The sequence below is a fragment of the Streptococcus oralis genome (assembly GCF_003943385.1).
GTDB lineage: Bacteria > Bacillota > Bacilli > Lactobacillales > Streptococcaceae > Streptococcus > Streptococcus oralis_CA.
This window is the reverse complement of record NZ_RJPI01000004.1, coordinates 115,048-129,228: the sequence shown is the minus strand read 5'-3', so window position 1 is coordinate 129,228 and position 14,181 is coordinate 115,048. Positions and strand designations below refer to the sequence as shown.

The following is a 14,181-nucleotide window of genomic DNA, read 5'->3' as shown; positions in this document are numbered from 1 at the left end:
ATCTAATAGGAGGAAAACACAATGGCTAAAGTATGTTACTTTACAGGTCGTAAGACTGTATCAGGAAACAACCGTTCACACGCGATGAACCAAACAAAACGTGCCGTAAAACCAAACCTTCAAAAAGTTACTGTTCTTATCGATGGTAAACCTAAAAAAGTTTGGGCTTCAGCTCGTGCTTTGAAATCAGGTAAAGTTGAACGCGTTTAATAAAAATGAAAAGACCTAACTGGTCTTTTTCTTTTGCTCTATAGATAAAACCATTTGAAAAATAGAGTAAATATCTGCCGATACAGCATTCTGCTTTTACACTTGGAATGAAATATGATAAAATAGAGTATCAACTAGTTGAGGTAAAAAAAATGACTGTAAAAATTAATACAAAAGATGGTCAAATCGAACTAACAGATGAAGTGATTGCAACCGTTGTAGGTGGTGCAGCAACTGAGATTTTTGGTGTGGTCGGTATGGCTAGCAAAAATACCCTCAAAGATAATTTCCAAGCCCTCCTTGGTAAGGAAAATTATGCAAAAGGTGTTGTCGTGAAGGCAGCCGAAGATGGCAGCATTGCAGTTGATGTTTATACCGTCTTGAGCTACGGAACAAAGATTAGTGAAGTCTCAAAAAACATCCAAGAGCGTGTTCGTTTTAGTTTGGAAAACCAACTAGGAATCACTGCTCAGACTGTGAATGTCTACATTCAAAATATCAAAGTTGTAGGAGAATAATCGTGTCAAAAATTACTACCAGCTTATTTCAAGAGATGGTGCAGGCTGCATCAACTCGTTTGAATAAGCAAGCTGAATATGTCAATTCATTAAACGTCTTTCCAGTTCCAGATGGAGATACTGGGACAAACATGGGAATGACCATCGAAAATGGTGCTAAAGAAGTAGCAGACAAGCCAGCTTCTACAGTTGGAGAAGTGGCGAGCATTCTTGCTAAGGGGCTCTTGATGGGTGCGCGTGGAAACTCAGGGGTTATCACTTCGCAGCTCTTCCGTGGATTTTCCCAAGCTATTAAGGAAAAAGACGAATTAACAGGTCAAGACTTGGCTCTTGCTTTCCAATCTGGTGTCGAAGTAGCTTATAAAGCAGTTATGAAACCAGTTGAGGGAACTATTTTGACAGTTTCTCGTGGTGCTGCCATTGGGGCTAAGAAAAAAGCCGAGGAGACAGATGATGCTGTTGAGGTCATGCGTGCAGCCTTAGAAGGTGCTAAGAGAGCTCTAGCTAAGACACCAGAAATGCTCCCAGTCTTGAAAGAGGTTGGTGTCGTGGATTCTGGTGGTCAAGGTTTGGTATTCATCTATGAAGGTTTCCTTTCAGCACTCACTGGTGAATACAGTGCTTCAGAAGACTTTGTAGCGACCCCTGCCAACATGAGTGAAATGATCAATGCTGAACACCACAAGTCAGTTGCTGGACATGTAGCGACTGAGGATATTACCTTCGGTTACTGTACGGAGATCATGGTAGCCCTCAAACAAGGTCCAACTTATTCTAAGGACTTTGACTATGATGAATTTCGTAACTACTTGAATGACCTTGGGGACTCGCTCCTTGTTGTCAACGATGATGAGATTGTCAAAGTTCACGTCCATACAGAAGATCCAGGTCTTGTTATGCAAGAAGGGCTTAAATATGGTAGCTTGGTCAAGGTTAAAGTGGACAACATGCGCAACCAACACGAAGCACAAGTTGAAAAAGAAGCAGCACAAGTCAGCAAGCCAGCTGAAGAGAAGGAATATGCCCTTATCGCAGTAGTAGCTGGTCAAGGTTTAGCAGATATCTTCCGTGCCCAAGGTGTGGATTATGTTATCGAAGGTGGTCAGACGATGAACCCTTCAACAGAAGACTTTATCAAGGCTGTTGAACAGGTCAATGCTCGCAACATCATCTTCTTGCCGAACAACAAAAATATCTTTATGGCAGCTCAGTCTGCGGCTGAAGTGCTTGAACAACCTGCTGTTGTTGTAGAAGCTCGTACCCTTCCTCAAGGCTTGACTAGCCTTCTTGCTTTTGATCCAAGCAAGTCTATCGAAGAAAACAAAGAACGCATGACTGCAGCTCTTGGCGATGTCATCAGCGGTAGTGTAACAACAGCTGTTCGTGACACGACTATCGATGGTTTAGAAATTCATGAAAATGACAATCTTGGTATGGTAGACGGCAAAATCCTTGTGTCAAACCCTGACATGCACCAAACCTTGACTGAAACTTTGAAACACATGTTGAACGAAGATAGTGAAATCGTGACTTTCTATGTCGGTGAAGACGGAAGCGAAGAACTTGCCAATGAAATTGCCCAAGAAATCGCAGAAGAATTCGAAGATGTTGAAGTAGAGATTCACCAAGGTCAACAACCCGTATATCCATATCTTTTCAGTGTGGAATAGGAGATTTATGAAAAAAGTTTTAGGATTGATTTTTGTAGCATTACTTGCTCTTGATGGCTGTGGTCAAACCAACACCGCAACAACAGAGTCAAGTAGTTCAGCAAGTTCGGTTGATTCATCTAGTCAGGCCAGTCAGGTAAAAGAAGAAATCAAGGAAACAACCAAAGTCCTTAAAGGGAAGATGAACGAACTTGATGTAACCATGACTTTTGTTTATACAGATGTTGTAAAACGATACAAGATGGATATGTTGGGAGAAATGGGAGAGGAGATTCCTGCAGAAATTACTCCAGAAGAATTTCAAGCAGTCTTTCGCGAAGCTGTGGAAAGCTCTCCAGAGTATATTGAAATCAAGGACGAACCTGGTGTTAAGGTTGAATATTTTATCGCCGATAATAAGAAGGTGAGAATAGTTATCGATCTTGACCTTGAAAAAGCAGATATGGATAGAGTTAAAAAGACTTATTTCTTTGAACCACTTGAGGATAGTATAGAAGACTTTAAGAAGCCAAACGCTCTGATTGCTGGTTTAAAATTACAAGGATTCAAAGAAGAATAAACGAAAGAGGCTAGGACGAAAAATCCTGCCCTCTTTTTATTTGTAAGAATCCTTTGTACGAGCAACGAACGAAGATCAGGCTTTTTTAGACTTCAAACGGTTTCTAATCTTATTCACGGGACCTAGGGACTAGGAAATTGATGCTTGGTATAGGGATATCTATCCCACCGCCTCTTTTTATGACATTTGTCATATTTCCTGGTGACAGAAGCATCTAGCTCCGTCAACTTCAAAGGACTATAATTGAAGTATGAAATGGAGGAAGAAGAAATGAAAAATAAAATGATTGTCGCAGTGAGTTTAGTAGCAGCAGGAGTTATGACCTATCTCATGTTTTCAGGATTGGACGAGGGTTTCTATCATTTTCCTTGGGAGCTCTTTGCTGGCTTTGGAATGATGTCTTGGCTTGTCAGAGAAGGTTTGAAATTAGTCAGAGATGTGAAAAAGGAGTTTGAGGAATGAAAAAAGCAATCATCTATTTCTTTATCGGCCTGTCACTCTTGGTATGGTTAGTGGAAATGTTTACTGGTTGGTTTGACCAAACCTTGCTTCGCCAATTCATTCGTGGTGCTTGGGGTTTTGGATTTATGATTTTCGTTGTTTTCCCTATGGGAATGAAGTGGTTGAAAGGAGAATCTCATGACTGTGATTAAAGTTGAGAAATTGAGTAAGAAAATAAAAGACAAGGAGATCTTGCGGAACATCTCCTTTGAAATCAATGATGGTGAATGTGTCGCCTTGATCGGGCCTAACGGAGCAGGGAAGACAACCTTGATTGATTGCCTCTTGGGCGATAAGTTCATAAGCTCAGGTCAGATAGCCATTCAAGGGTTTGCACCAACAGATCCTCGATTAAAACAGCTTATTTCTGTCTTGCCTCAAGAAAATGCAGTTGTTCAAAGCTTGAAAGTAAAAGAACTTCTATCATTTTTCAAGTCACTTTATCCCGACAGCCTTTCAGACAAAGAAATTGATGACTTGCTTAGATTCTCAGACAAGCAGAAAAATCAGCTAGCGGGCAAGTTGTCTGGTGGGCAAAAACGTTTGTTCTCTTTCGTGTTGGCTTTAATAGGTCGTCCGAAAATTCTATTCTTAGACGAGCCAACTGCTGCAATGGATACCTCGACACGTCAGCATTTTTGGGAAATTGTCAATCAGTTAAAGAAAAATGGTGTCACCATTGTCTATTCTTCCCACTATATCGAAGAGGTAGAGCATACGGCTGACCGCATTTTGGTTCTCCACAAGGGAGAATTGATTCGCGATACGACGCCTTATGCCATGCGTGGTGAAGAACAAGAAAAACATTTTACGGTACCTCTAACTTATCAGGAATTTATCAGAACTTTGGACCAGGTTCAAGAGATTGAAATCAAGCAAAATGCTCTTTCCTTCACAACCAAAGAAGCCAGCCAAGTATGGGAAGCCTTGCAAGAACAGGGCTGCACGATCGAAGAAATTGAAGTTCGGAATCGAACTCTCTTAGACAGTATTTTCGAAACGACTCAAGACTAAAGGAGATTGACGATGAAAAATATGACAAGTCTCATGAAAGTGGAAATCATTCTGATGAAACGGCAAGCAGTCTACTACTTGCTATCCATCGGACTTCCAAGTGTGTTTTACCTTATATTTTCTGGTATGATGTCAGGGTCAGATATTCCCGAAATTGTTCTTCAAGCCTACCTTTTTGCCATGACGCTCTTTAGTATCATGTCGAGTGCCTTTTTCAGCATTCCTAGCACACTCGAATCTGACAAGACAAACAACTGGCAAAAATTGATTCAACATTCTCCTGTATCTATGGTAGAATATTATGTATCAAAACTGTTTAGTACTCTACTAACTTTCCTTCTATCAATTATAGTTGTCTTTTCAGTTGGTCATTTTGTCCGTGGAGTGACTCTGCCTTGGCTTGACTGGTTGGTAATCGGTGCTATTTTGCTGGTCGGAAGTGTGGTCTTTATCAGCATGGGTGTCTTGGTGAGCTTGCTTCCAAGTGCTCAATTGATGACGGTTATTGGAAATATTGCCTATATTGCTTTGGCTGTCCTCGGTGGACTCTGGTTCCCCTTGAGTTCCTTCCCAGAATGGCTCCAATCCATTGGAAAACTGACTCCAACCTACCAACTTATGCAGGTCGTCTCTGCTTATTTGGAACACCACGAGTTTAACATTCTTGCTGCCTTGGTTGTACTAGGTTATACAGTTTTCTTTGGTGTATTGGTAATCCAACTGAAAAAACGGATCGAGGTAAAATAAATCTATGTTGGAAAAATTAAAAAACACTCATTATATGTTTCATATTTCATTAGTGTTTATCATCTTTCCTATAGCGGGTGTCATCAGTGGAGAGTACCCGCTTTTAACCTTGTTCTGGACATTATTATTTGTCTTAGCCTTTTATTCGATTTTATTAAGTCAAAACCGTACTGTGCAGTGGCTGGCTTGGTGGGTCATGATTGCCTACATTTTTTATACATCGATTTGGCTGAATTCGGGTTTCACATGGTTTATCTTTTATTTATCTAACCTCCTCATTTATGAGCTGGATGAGATTTCTCTTCACTCTTGGCGTTTTGTCAGTTTTGTTGTCTTGCAACCCTTGATTTTAACCGGGATTTATATGGTCAATCATGTTAGTCCCTGGCAACTGCTCTTTTTCTTGCTGACCTTTGTCTTTTCTGATGCTTTTACCTTTGGTCTCTACCGAATTCGAGTATCAGAGGAAATAAAAGAAGAAAAGAGAAAGCAAAATGCTAAGCTTAATCTTTTCTTGGCTGAAAATGAACGCAGTCGTATCGGCCAGGATCTCCATGACAGTTTAGGCCATACCTTTGCCATGCTGAGTGTGAAGACGGATCTTGCCCTCCAACTTCTTCAAATGCAGGCCTATCCTCAAGTGGAAAAAGAATTAAAAGAAATTCATCAGATCAGTAAAGAATCCATGAATGAAGTTCGTACAATTATCGAAAATCTTAAAACAAGAACCCTTGCTTCCGAATTTGCGACTGTTAAAAAAATGCTAGAAATTGCAGGAATTGAAACGGAAATCAATCACCAACTAGATACAGCTAGCCTAACTCAGGAATTAGAATCAACGGCCTCCATGATTTTACTTGAGTTAGTGACCAACATCATCAAACATGCCAAAGCATCGAAAGCTTACTTGAAATTAGAACGAACAGAGAAAGAACTCATTCTAACAGTGAGAGATGATGGCTGTGGCTTTGTTTCTCTAAAAGGGGATGAACTTCATACCGTTCGAGACCGTGTCCTCCCATTTTCGGGAGAAGTAAAGGTGATCAGTCAGAAGCAGCCGACTGAAGTGCAGATTCGATTACCTTATAAGGAGAGAAACTAAGATGAAACTACTTGTTGCAGAAGATCAAAGTATGTTGCGAGATGCTATGTGCCAGTTGCTTACCTTTCAACCAGATGTAGAGACTGTCCTACAAGCCAAGAATGGGCAAGAAGCAATCCAACTCTTAGAAAAGGAGTCCGTAGATATCGCCATTCTTGACGTAGAAATGCCTGTTAAGACTGGCCTCGAAGTCTTGGAGTGGATACGAGCAGAAAAGCCAGAAACAAAGGTGGTTGTGGTGACAACCTTCAAGCGTCCTGGCTATTTTGAACGCGCGATTAAGGCTGGAGTGGATGCATATGTCTTGAAAGAAAGAAGCATTGCAGACCTCATGCAAACCTTGCACACTGTTCTCGAAGGGCGCAAGGAATATTCGCCTGAATTGATGGAAGTAGTCATGACTCACCCCAATCCGTTAACAGAACAAGAAATCGCTGTTTTAAAGGGAATCGCTCAGGGCTTGTCTAACCAAGAAATCGCAGACCAACTCTATCTATCAAACGGAACCGTCCGAAACTATGTCACCAATATTCTTTCGAAACTAGATGCTGGTAATCGAACAGAGGCAGCCAACATCGCAAAAGAATCTGGTTGGCTTTGATAAGAAAGATAAAAAACAACTCAAATGATTACTAAATTGAAGGAAATCCATACTAGAATGTAGGAGGCAGATTGCCTCCTTTTTTTGTTTAGAAAAGCGGTGAAAGCTAGTGTCAAAGAGTTAAAAGATCAGAATAAAAATGAAAAATATCTTGACAATGAAGGAAAAATTGTGTTACAATAATAGACGGTACTTTTTACTTTTGGTCTCTCAAAAGTGTACAGGGACGTGCTGACAAATGTTGCAAAAGTACACACAGATGGTAGCTGTCACCAAGTGTATCATCACCAAAAATAAAAAAACACAGGAGAATGTAGATGCCTACAATTAACCAATTGGTTCGCAAACCGCGTAAATCAAAAGTAGAAAAATCTAAATCACCAGCTTTGAACGTTGGTTACAACAGTCATAAAAAAGTTCAAACGAACGTTTCTTCACCACAAAAACGTGGTGTTGCAACTCGTGTGGGAACAATGACACCTAAAAAACCTAACTCTGCCCTTCGTAAATTCGCTCGTGTACGTTTGAGCAACCTTATCGAAGTTACTGCCTACATCCCAGGTATCGGACACAACTTGCAAGAACACAGCGTGGTGCTTCTTCGTGGTGGACGTGTAAAAGACCTTCCAGGGGTACGTTACCATATCGTCCGTGGTGCACTTGATACTGCAGGTGTTAACGATCGTAAACAAGGCCGTTCTAAATACGGTACTAAACGTCCAAAAGCATAAGGAAAGGGGATAAAGAGAAATGAGTCGTAAAAATAGAGCTCCAAAACGTGACGTATTGCCAGATCCGCTTTACAATTCACAACTAGTTACTCGTCTTATCAACCGCGTTATGCTTGACGGTAAACGTGGTACAGCTGCTTCAATCGTTTACGGTGCTTTTGAGCAAATCAAAGAAGCTACTGGTAACGATGCACTTGAAGTATTTGAAACAGCTATGGAAAACATCATGCCTGTACTTGAAGTACGTGCACGTCGTGTTGGTGGATCTAACTACCAAGTCCCAGTTGAAGTTCGTCCAGAACGTCGTACAACACTTGGACTTCGTTGGTTGGTAACAATCGCTCGTCTTCGTGGTGAACACACAATGCAAGACCGTCTTGCAAAAGAAATCTTGGATGCTGCTAACAACACTGGTGCAGCAGTTAAGAAACGTGAAGACACTCACCGTATGGCTGAAGCTAACCGTGCCTTCGCACACTTCCGTTGGTAAGAATAAGATACTAAGGGCGTTAAAAAAGCGACTGAAAATTAGGAAGCTTGACGCAGAATCAAAGATTCTAGGAAAGCTTATCTATTTTCCAAGCTTTTAGCCCGAGTTCAATTATGATGCTAGGAACGGTAAGGATGCACAGTGAGAATAGGAAACTGACGCAGTATTCGACGAATACAAGGAAGTTTATCTTTTTCACACAGCATCCCGTTCCAGCTCAAATCGGCTAGCTAACTTTAGCCCGAGTTCAATTCAACTTTTCACACAAGTTGAAACCAACAAAAACAAGATAAACATTGAGAACGGGTAGGTCCTGCCTATCCGTTTTTTCTAAATAATGTTATAATAGATTGTAAAATAAAAAATAGGAGAAACTAACCTCATGGCACGCGAATTTTCACTTGAAAAAACTCGTAATATCGGTATCATGGCTCACGTCGATGCCGGTAAAACAACAACTACTGAGCGTATTCTTTACTACACTGGTAAAATCCACAAAATCGGTGAAACTCACGAAGGTGCGTCACAAATGGACTGGATGGAGCAAGAGCAAGAACGTGGTATCACTATCACATCTGCTGCGACAACAGCTCAATGGAACAACCACCGCGTAAACATCATTGACACACCAGGACACGTGGACTTCACAATCGAAGTACAACGTTCTCTTCGTGTATTGGACGGTGCGGTTACTGTTCTTGACTCACAATCAGGTGTTGAGCCTCAAACTGAAACAGTTTGGCGCCAAGCAACTGAGTACGGAGTTCCACGTATCGTATTTGCTAACAAAATGGACAAAATCGGTGCTGACTTCCTTTACTCTGTAAGCACACTTCATGATCGTCTTCAAGCAAATGCACACCCAATCCAATTGCCAATCGGTGCTGAAGATGACTTCCGCGGTATCATCGACTTGATCAAGATGAAAGCTGAAATCTATACTAATGACCTTGGTACAGATATCCTTGAAGAAGATATTCCAGCTGAATACCTTGACCAAGCTCAAGAATACCGTGAAAAATTGGTTGAAGCAGTCGCTGAAACTGATGAAGACTTGATGATGAAATACCTTGAAGGTGAAGAAATCACTAACGAAGAATTGAAAGCTGCTATCCGTAAAGCGACTATCAATGTTGAATTCTTCCCAGTATTGTGTGGTTCTGCCTTCAAGAACAAGGGTGTTCAATTGATGCTTGATGCGGTTATCGACTACCTTCCAAGCCCACTTGATATCCCAGCAATCAAAGGTATCAACCCAGATACAGATGAAGAAGAAACTCGTCCAGCATCTGACGAAGAGCCATTCGCAGCTCTTGCCTTCAAGATCATGACTGACCCATTCGTAGGTCGTTTGACATTCTTCCGTGTATACTCAGGTGTTCTTCAATCAGGTTCATACGTATTGAACACTTCTAAAGGTAAACGTGAACGTATCGGACGTATCCTTCAAATGCACGCTAACAGCCGTCAAGAAATTGACACTGTTTACTCAGGTGATATCGCTGCTGCTGTTGGTTTGAAAGATACTACAACTGGTGACTCATTGACAGATGAAAAAGCTAAAATCATCCTTGAGTCAATCAACGTTCCAGAACCAGTTATCCAGTTGATGGTTGAGCCAAAATCTAAAGCTGACCAAGACAAGATGGGTATTGCCCTTCAAAAATTGGCTGAAGAAGATCCAACATTCCGCGTTGAAACAAACGTTGAAACTGGTGAAACAGTTATCTCTGGTATGGGTGAGCTTCACCTTGACGTCCTTGTTGACCGTATGCGTCGTGAGTTCAAAGTTGAAGCGAACGTAGGTGCTCCTCAAGTATCTTACCGTGAAACATTCCGCGCTTCTACTCAAGCACGTGGATTCTTCAAACGTCAATCTGGTGGTAAAGGTCAATTCGGTGATGTATGGATTGAATTTACTCCAAACGAAGAAGGAAAAGGATTCGAATTCGAAAACGCAATCGTCGGTGGTGTGGTTCCTCGTGAATTTATCCCAGCGGTTGAAAAAGGTTTGGTAGAATCTATGGCTAACGGTGTTCTTGCTGGTTACCCAATGGTTGACGTTAAAGCTAAGCTTTACGATGGTTCATACCACGATGTCGACTCATCTGAAACTGCCTTCAAGATCGCGGCTTCACTTGCTCTTAAAGAAGCTGCTAAGACTGCACAACCAGCTATCCTTGAGCCAATGATGCTTGTAACCATCACTGTTCCTGAAGAAAACCTTGGTGATGTTATGGGTCACGTAACTGCTCGTCGTGGACGTGTTGATGGTATGGAAGCACACGGTAACAGCCAAATCGTTCGTGCTTACGTTCCACTTGCTGAAATGTTCGGTTACGCAACAGTTCTTCGTTCTGCATCGCAAGGACGTGGTACCTTCATGATGGTATTTGACCACTACGAAGATGTACCTAAGTCAGTACAAGAAGAAATCATTAAGAAAAACAAAGGTGAAGACTAATCAGTCCTCACTCTAGAAGGAAGTCACTTAGTGGCTTCCTTTTTATGTTCTATGTCAAGGAAGGTTAGAAAAATATACCCTAAACTAAATTTGGCAGTAATAAAATCGTTCAATTCCCTATTCATATTTATAAAAATAGGAAAAACATTCATAAAAACACGTTTAGATAGAAAATTCAGAAAATTGCTTCTTTTGTCTTGAAAATTTTTGAAAAAATGGTATGATAGTAACAAGCTATTTTTAAGAGAAGAGAAAGGGGAACAATGGAAAAAATCAGTTTAGACGCTCCTAAGACGGGATCGGATCTAGTTTTGGAAACCCTCCGTGGTTTAGGAATTGATACCATATTTGGTTATCCTGGTGGGGCTGTCTTGCCTTTATATGATGCGATTTATAATTTCAAAGGCATTCGCCACATCTTGGGTCGCCATGAACAAGGCTGTTTGCATGAAGCCGAAGGTTATGCCAAATCAACTGGAAAGTTGGGCGTTGCCGTCGTCACGAGTGGACCGGGAGCAACAAATGCCATTACAGGAATCGCGGATGCCATGAGCGATAGCGTTCCCCTCTTGGTCTTTACGGGACAAGTCGCTCGAGCAGGCATTGGGAAGGATGCTTTTCAGGAGGCAGACATCGTGGGTATTACCATGCCCATTACCAAATACAATTACCAAGTCCGTGAGACAGCAGATATTCCTCGTATCATTACGGAAGCTGTCCATATTGCGACCACAGGTCGTCCTGGCCCAGTTGTGATCGACTTGCCAAAGGATGTATCTGCCTTAGAGACGGACTTCATCTATTCACCAGAGGTAAATTTACCAAGCTATCAACCGACGCTTGATCCGAATGACATGCAAATCAAGAAAATCTTGAAACAATTGTCTAAGGCTAAGAAACCTGTATTGCTAGCTGGTGGCGGGGTTAGTTATGCAGAAGCGGCTGCCGAGCTCAATGAGTTTGCTGAACGTTACCAAATTCCAGTCGTGACCAGTCTTTTGGGGCAAGGTACGATTGCGACTAGCCATCCGCTCTTCCTAGGAATGGGAGGTATGCACGGTTCTTTCGCAGCTAACATTGCCATGACCGAAGCGGACTTTATGATTAGTATTGGTTGCCGTTTCGATGACCGCTTGACGGGGAATCCTAAGACCTTTGCTAAGAATGCCAAGGTTGCTCATATCGACATTGACCCAGCTGAGATTGGTAAGATTATCAGTGCAGATATTCCTGTGGTCGGGGACGCTAAGAAAGCTTTGCAGATGCTACTAGCAGAACCAACTGTTCATAACAATACTGAAAAGTGGATTGAAAAAGTCACGAAAGACAAGAACCGTGTTCGTTCTTATGATAAGAAAGAACGTGTGGTTCAACCTCAGGCCGTTATTGAACGCATCGGAGAGTTGACGAATGGGGATGCCATTGTTGTCACAGACGTTGGTCAACACCAAATGTGGACAGCTCAGTATTATCCTTACCAAAATGAGCGTCAGTTAGTCACTTCGGGAGGCTTGGGTACCATGGGATTTGGAGTTCCTGCGGCTATCGGAGCCAAGATTGCCAATCCAGAAAAAGAAGTAGTTCTTTTTGTCGGTGATGGTGGTTTCCAAATGACCAACCAAGAACTAGCTATCCTAAACATCTACAAGGTGCCGATTAAGGTTGTCATGTTGAATAACCACTCCCTGGGAATGGTTCGTCAGTGGCAAGAATCCTTCTATGAGGGTAGAACTTCAGAGTCGGTCTTTGACACTCTTCCTGACTTCCAGCTGATGGCACAGGCTTACGGCATTAAAAATTATAAATTTGACAATCCAGAAACGATAGAAAAAGATCTAGAGGCTATTCTGGAGGATGTGCCGATGTTTATCGAGGTGGATATTTCTCGTAAGGAACAGGTCTTACCGATGGTACCAGCTGGTAAGAGCAATCATGAGATGTTGGGGGTGAAGTTCCATGCGTAGAATGTTAACGGCAAAACTACAAAATCGTTCAGGAGTCCTCAATCGCTTTACAGGTGTCCTTTCACGTCGTCAAGTCAATATTGAGAGTATCTCAGTTGGTGCGACAGAGGATCCAAACGTTTCACGGATTACCATCATTATTGATGTAGCTTCTCATGATGAGGTCGAGCAAATCATCAAGCAACTCAATCGTCAGATTGATGTGATTCGCATTCGAGATATCACGGATAAGCCACACTTGGAAAGAGAAGTTATCTTGGTGAAGATTGCAGCACCAGCTGAAAAGCGTGCAGAAATCTTGGCTATTATCCAACCTTTCCGTGCAACGGTGGTGGATGTGGCTCCAAGCTCCATCACTATTCAGATGACGGGAAATGCTGAAAAAAGTGAAGCTTTATTGCGAGTGATTCGACCATACGGTATTAAAAATATCGCTCGTACGGGTGCAACTGGATTTACCCGCGATTAAAAATCCAGCTTAAATTTGGTAAAACCGCCTAAGAGGCAATAAATAATAGAAAAGAGAGAAAAACTATGGCAGTTCAAATGGAATACGAAAAAGATGTTAAAGTAGCAGCGCTTGACGGTAAAAAAATCGCCGTTATCGGTTATGGTTCACAAGGACATGCGCATGCGCAAAACTTGCGTGACTCAGGTCGTGATGTCATCATCGGTGTGCGTCCAGGTAAATCTTTTGACAAAGCAAAAGAAGACGGATTTGATACTTACACAGTAGCAGAAGCAACTAAATTGGCTGACGTTATCATGATCTTGGCACCAGACGAAATTCAACAAGAATTGTACGAAGCAGAAATCGCTCCAAACTTGGAAGCTGGAAATGCAGTTGGATTTGCTCATGGTTTCAACATTCACTTTGAATTTATCAAAGTTCCTGCAGATGTAGATGTCTTCATGTGTGCTCCTAAAGGACCAGGACACTTGGTGCGCCGTACTTATGAAGAAGGATTTGGTGTTCCAGCTCTTTATGCAGTCTACCAAGACGCCACAGGAAATGCGAAAAACATTGCTATGGACTGGTGTAAAGGTGTTGGAGCAGCTCGTGTTGGTTTGCTTGAAACAACTTACAAAGAAGAAACAGAAGAAGATTTGTTTGGTGAACAAGCTGTACTTTGTGGTGGTTTGACTGCCCTTATCGAAGCAGGTTTTGAAGTCTTGACAGAAGCAGGCTATGCCCCAGAATTGGCTTACTTTGAAGTTCTTCATGAAATGAAATTGATCGTTGACTTGATCTATGAAGGTGGATTCAAGAAAATGCGTCAATCTATTTCAAACACTGCTGAATACGGTGACTATGTATCAGGTCCACGTGTGATTACTGAGCAAGTTAAAGAAAACATGAAAGCTGTTTTGGCAGACATCCAAAATGGTACATTTGCAAATGACTTTGTAAATGACTACAAGGCTGGTCGTCCAAAACTTACTGCTTACCGTGAACAAGCAGCTAACCTTGAAATTGAAAAAGTTGGTGCAGAACTACGTAAAGCAATGCCATTCGTTGGTAAAAACGACGACGACGCATTCAAAATCTACAACTAATTCTTAGAATAAAAACAGAAGGCGAGTTGGGGGGTACCTAACTCGCTTTTTAC

16 protein-coding genes are annotated in these 14,181 nt (G+C 41.8%); all 16 read left to right on the top strand.

Annotated features, from left to right (window positions below):
• Positions 1–21 precede the first annotated feature (21 nt).
• The 16 genes from rpmB to ilvC all read left to right on the top strand — a co-directional run bounded on the left by rpmB (position 22) and on the right by ilvC (position 14,128).
• Positions 22–210 (top strand): 50S ribosomal protein L28, encoded by a 189-nt coding sequence (rpmB, locus tag D8803_RS04600; RefSeq protein ID WP_001140948.1) that lies wholly within the window; start codon positions 22–24, stop codon positions 208–210.
• 152 nt (positions 211–362) lie between these two features.
• The gene (locus D8803_RS04595; RefSeq protein WP_000216441.1) at positions 363–728 is read left to right on the top strand and encodes an Asp23/Gls24 family envelope stress response protein; all 366 of its coding nucleotides are present in this window, start codon (positions 363–365) and stop codon (positions 726–728) included.
• A gap of 2 nt (positions 729–730) precedes the next feature.
• A complete protein-coding gene (locus D8803_RS04590; RefSeq protein WP_131200395.1) occupies positions 731–2,398 on the top strand; it encodes a DAK2 domain-containing protein in 1,668 nt (555 codons plus the stop codon).
• A 7-nt stretch (positions 2,399–2,405) separates the two neighbouring features.
• Positions 2,406–2,957 (top strand): SP0191 family lipoprotein, encoded by a 552-nt coding sequence (locus D8803_RS04585; protein WP_131200394.1) that lies wholly within the window; start codon positions 2,406–2,408, stop codon positions 2,955–2,957.
• A gap of 255 nt (positions 2,958–3,212) precedes the next feature.
• The gene (locus D8803_RS04580) at positions 3,213–3,419 is read left to right on the top strand and encodes a hypothetical protein (RefSeq protein WP_000390701.1); all 207 of its coding nucleotides are present in this window, start codon (positions 3,213–3,215) and stop codon (positions 3,417–3,419) included.
• A complete protein-coding gene (locus tag D8803_RS04575; protein ID WP_000709165.1) occupies positions 3,416–3,610 on the top strand; it encodes a hypothetical protein in 195 nt (64 codons plus the stop codon). Before D8803_RS04580 ends, D8803_RS04575 begins: the two co-directional genes overlap by 4 nt.
• Positions 3,597–4,472 carry an ABC transporter ATP-binding protein gene (locus tag D8803_RS04570; protein ID WP_131200393.1) on the top strand — a complete coding sequence of 292 codons (876 nt, stop codon included), beginning with the start codon at positions 3,597–3,599 and terminating at the stop codon, positions 4,470–4,472. The genes D8803_RS04575 and D8803_RS04570 overlap by 14 nt, the downstream gene beginning before the upstream one ends.
• Before the next feature lie 12 nt (positions 4,473–4,484).
• Positions 4,485–5,219, top strand: a complete 735-nt coding sequence (locus D8803_RS04565) for an ABC transporter permease (RefSeq protein ID WP_131200392.1) — start codon at positions 4,485–4,487, stop codon at positions 5,217–5,219.
• 4 nt (positions 5,220–5,223) lie between these two features.
• Positions 5,224–6,321: a sensor histidine kinase gene (locus tag D8803_RS04560; protein ID WP_131200391.1), complete on the top strand. Its 1,098-nt coding sequence runs from the start codon at positions 5,224–5,226 to the stop codon at positions 6,319–6,321.
• 1 nt (position 6,322) lies between these two features.
• Positions 6,323–6,922, top strand: a complete 600-nt coding sequence (locus D8803_RS04555) for a response regulator transcription factor (RefSeq protein ID WP_131200390.1) — start codon at positions 6,323–6,325, stop codon at positions 6,920–6,922.
• Positions 6,923–7,239: 317 nt separating this feature from the next.
• Positions 7,240–7,653, top strand: a complete 414-nt coding sequence (gene rpsL, locus D8803_RS04545; protein WP_001142332.1) for a 30S ribosomal protein S12 — start codon at positions 7,240–7,242, stop codon at positions 7,651–7,653.
• A 19-nt stretch (positions 7,654–7,672) separates the two neighbouring features.
• Positions 7,673–8,143 carry a 30S ribosomal protein S7 gene (gene rpsG, locus D8803_RS04540; protein ID WP_000087873.1) on the top strand — a complete coding sequence of 157 codons (471 nt, stop codon included), beginning with the start codon at positions 7,673–7,675 and terminating at the stop codon, positions 8,141–8,143.
• A 382-nt stretch (positions 8,144–8,525) separates the two neighbouring features.
• Complete coding sequence (gene fusA / locus D8803_RS04535; RefSeq protein ID WP_131200389.1) at positions 8,526–10,607, top strand: elongation factor G; 2,082 nt, start codon at positions 8,526–8,528, stop codon at positions 10,605–10,607.
• A 263-nt stretch (positions 10,608–10,870) separates the two neighbouring features.
• Positions 10,871–12,571 carry an acetolactate synthase large subunit gene (locus tag D8803_RS04530; protein ID WP_061417679.1) on the top strand — a complete coding sequence of 567 codons (1,701 nt, stop codon included), beginning with the start codon at positions 10,871–10,873 and terminating at the stop codon, positions 12,569–12,571.
• Positions 12,564–13,040, top strand: a complete 477-nt coding sequence (gene ilvN / locus D8803_RS04525; protein ID WP_061417676.1) for an acetolactate synthase small subunit — start codon at positions 12,564–12,566, stop codon at positions 13,038–13,040. Before D8803_RS04530 ends, ilvN begins: the two co-directional genes overlap by 8 nt.
• Before the next feature lie 65 nt (positions 13,041–13,105).
• A complete protein-coding gene (gene ilvC / locus D8803_RS04520) occupies positions 13,106–14,128 on the top strand; it encodes a ketol-acid reductoisomerase (RefSeq protein ID WP_000290685.1) in 1,023 nt (340 codons plus the stop codon).
• Positions 14,129–14,181: the final 53 nt, after the last annotated feature.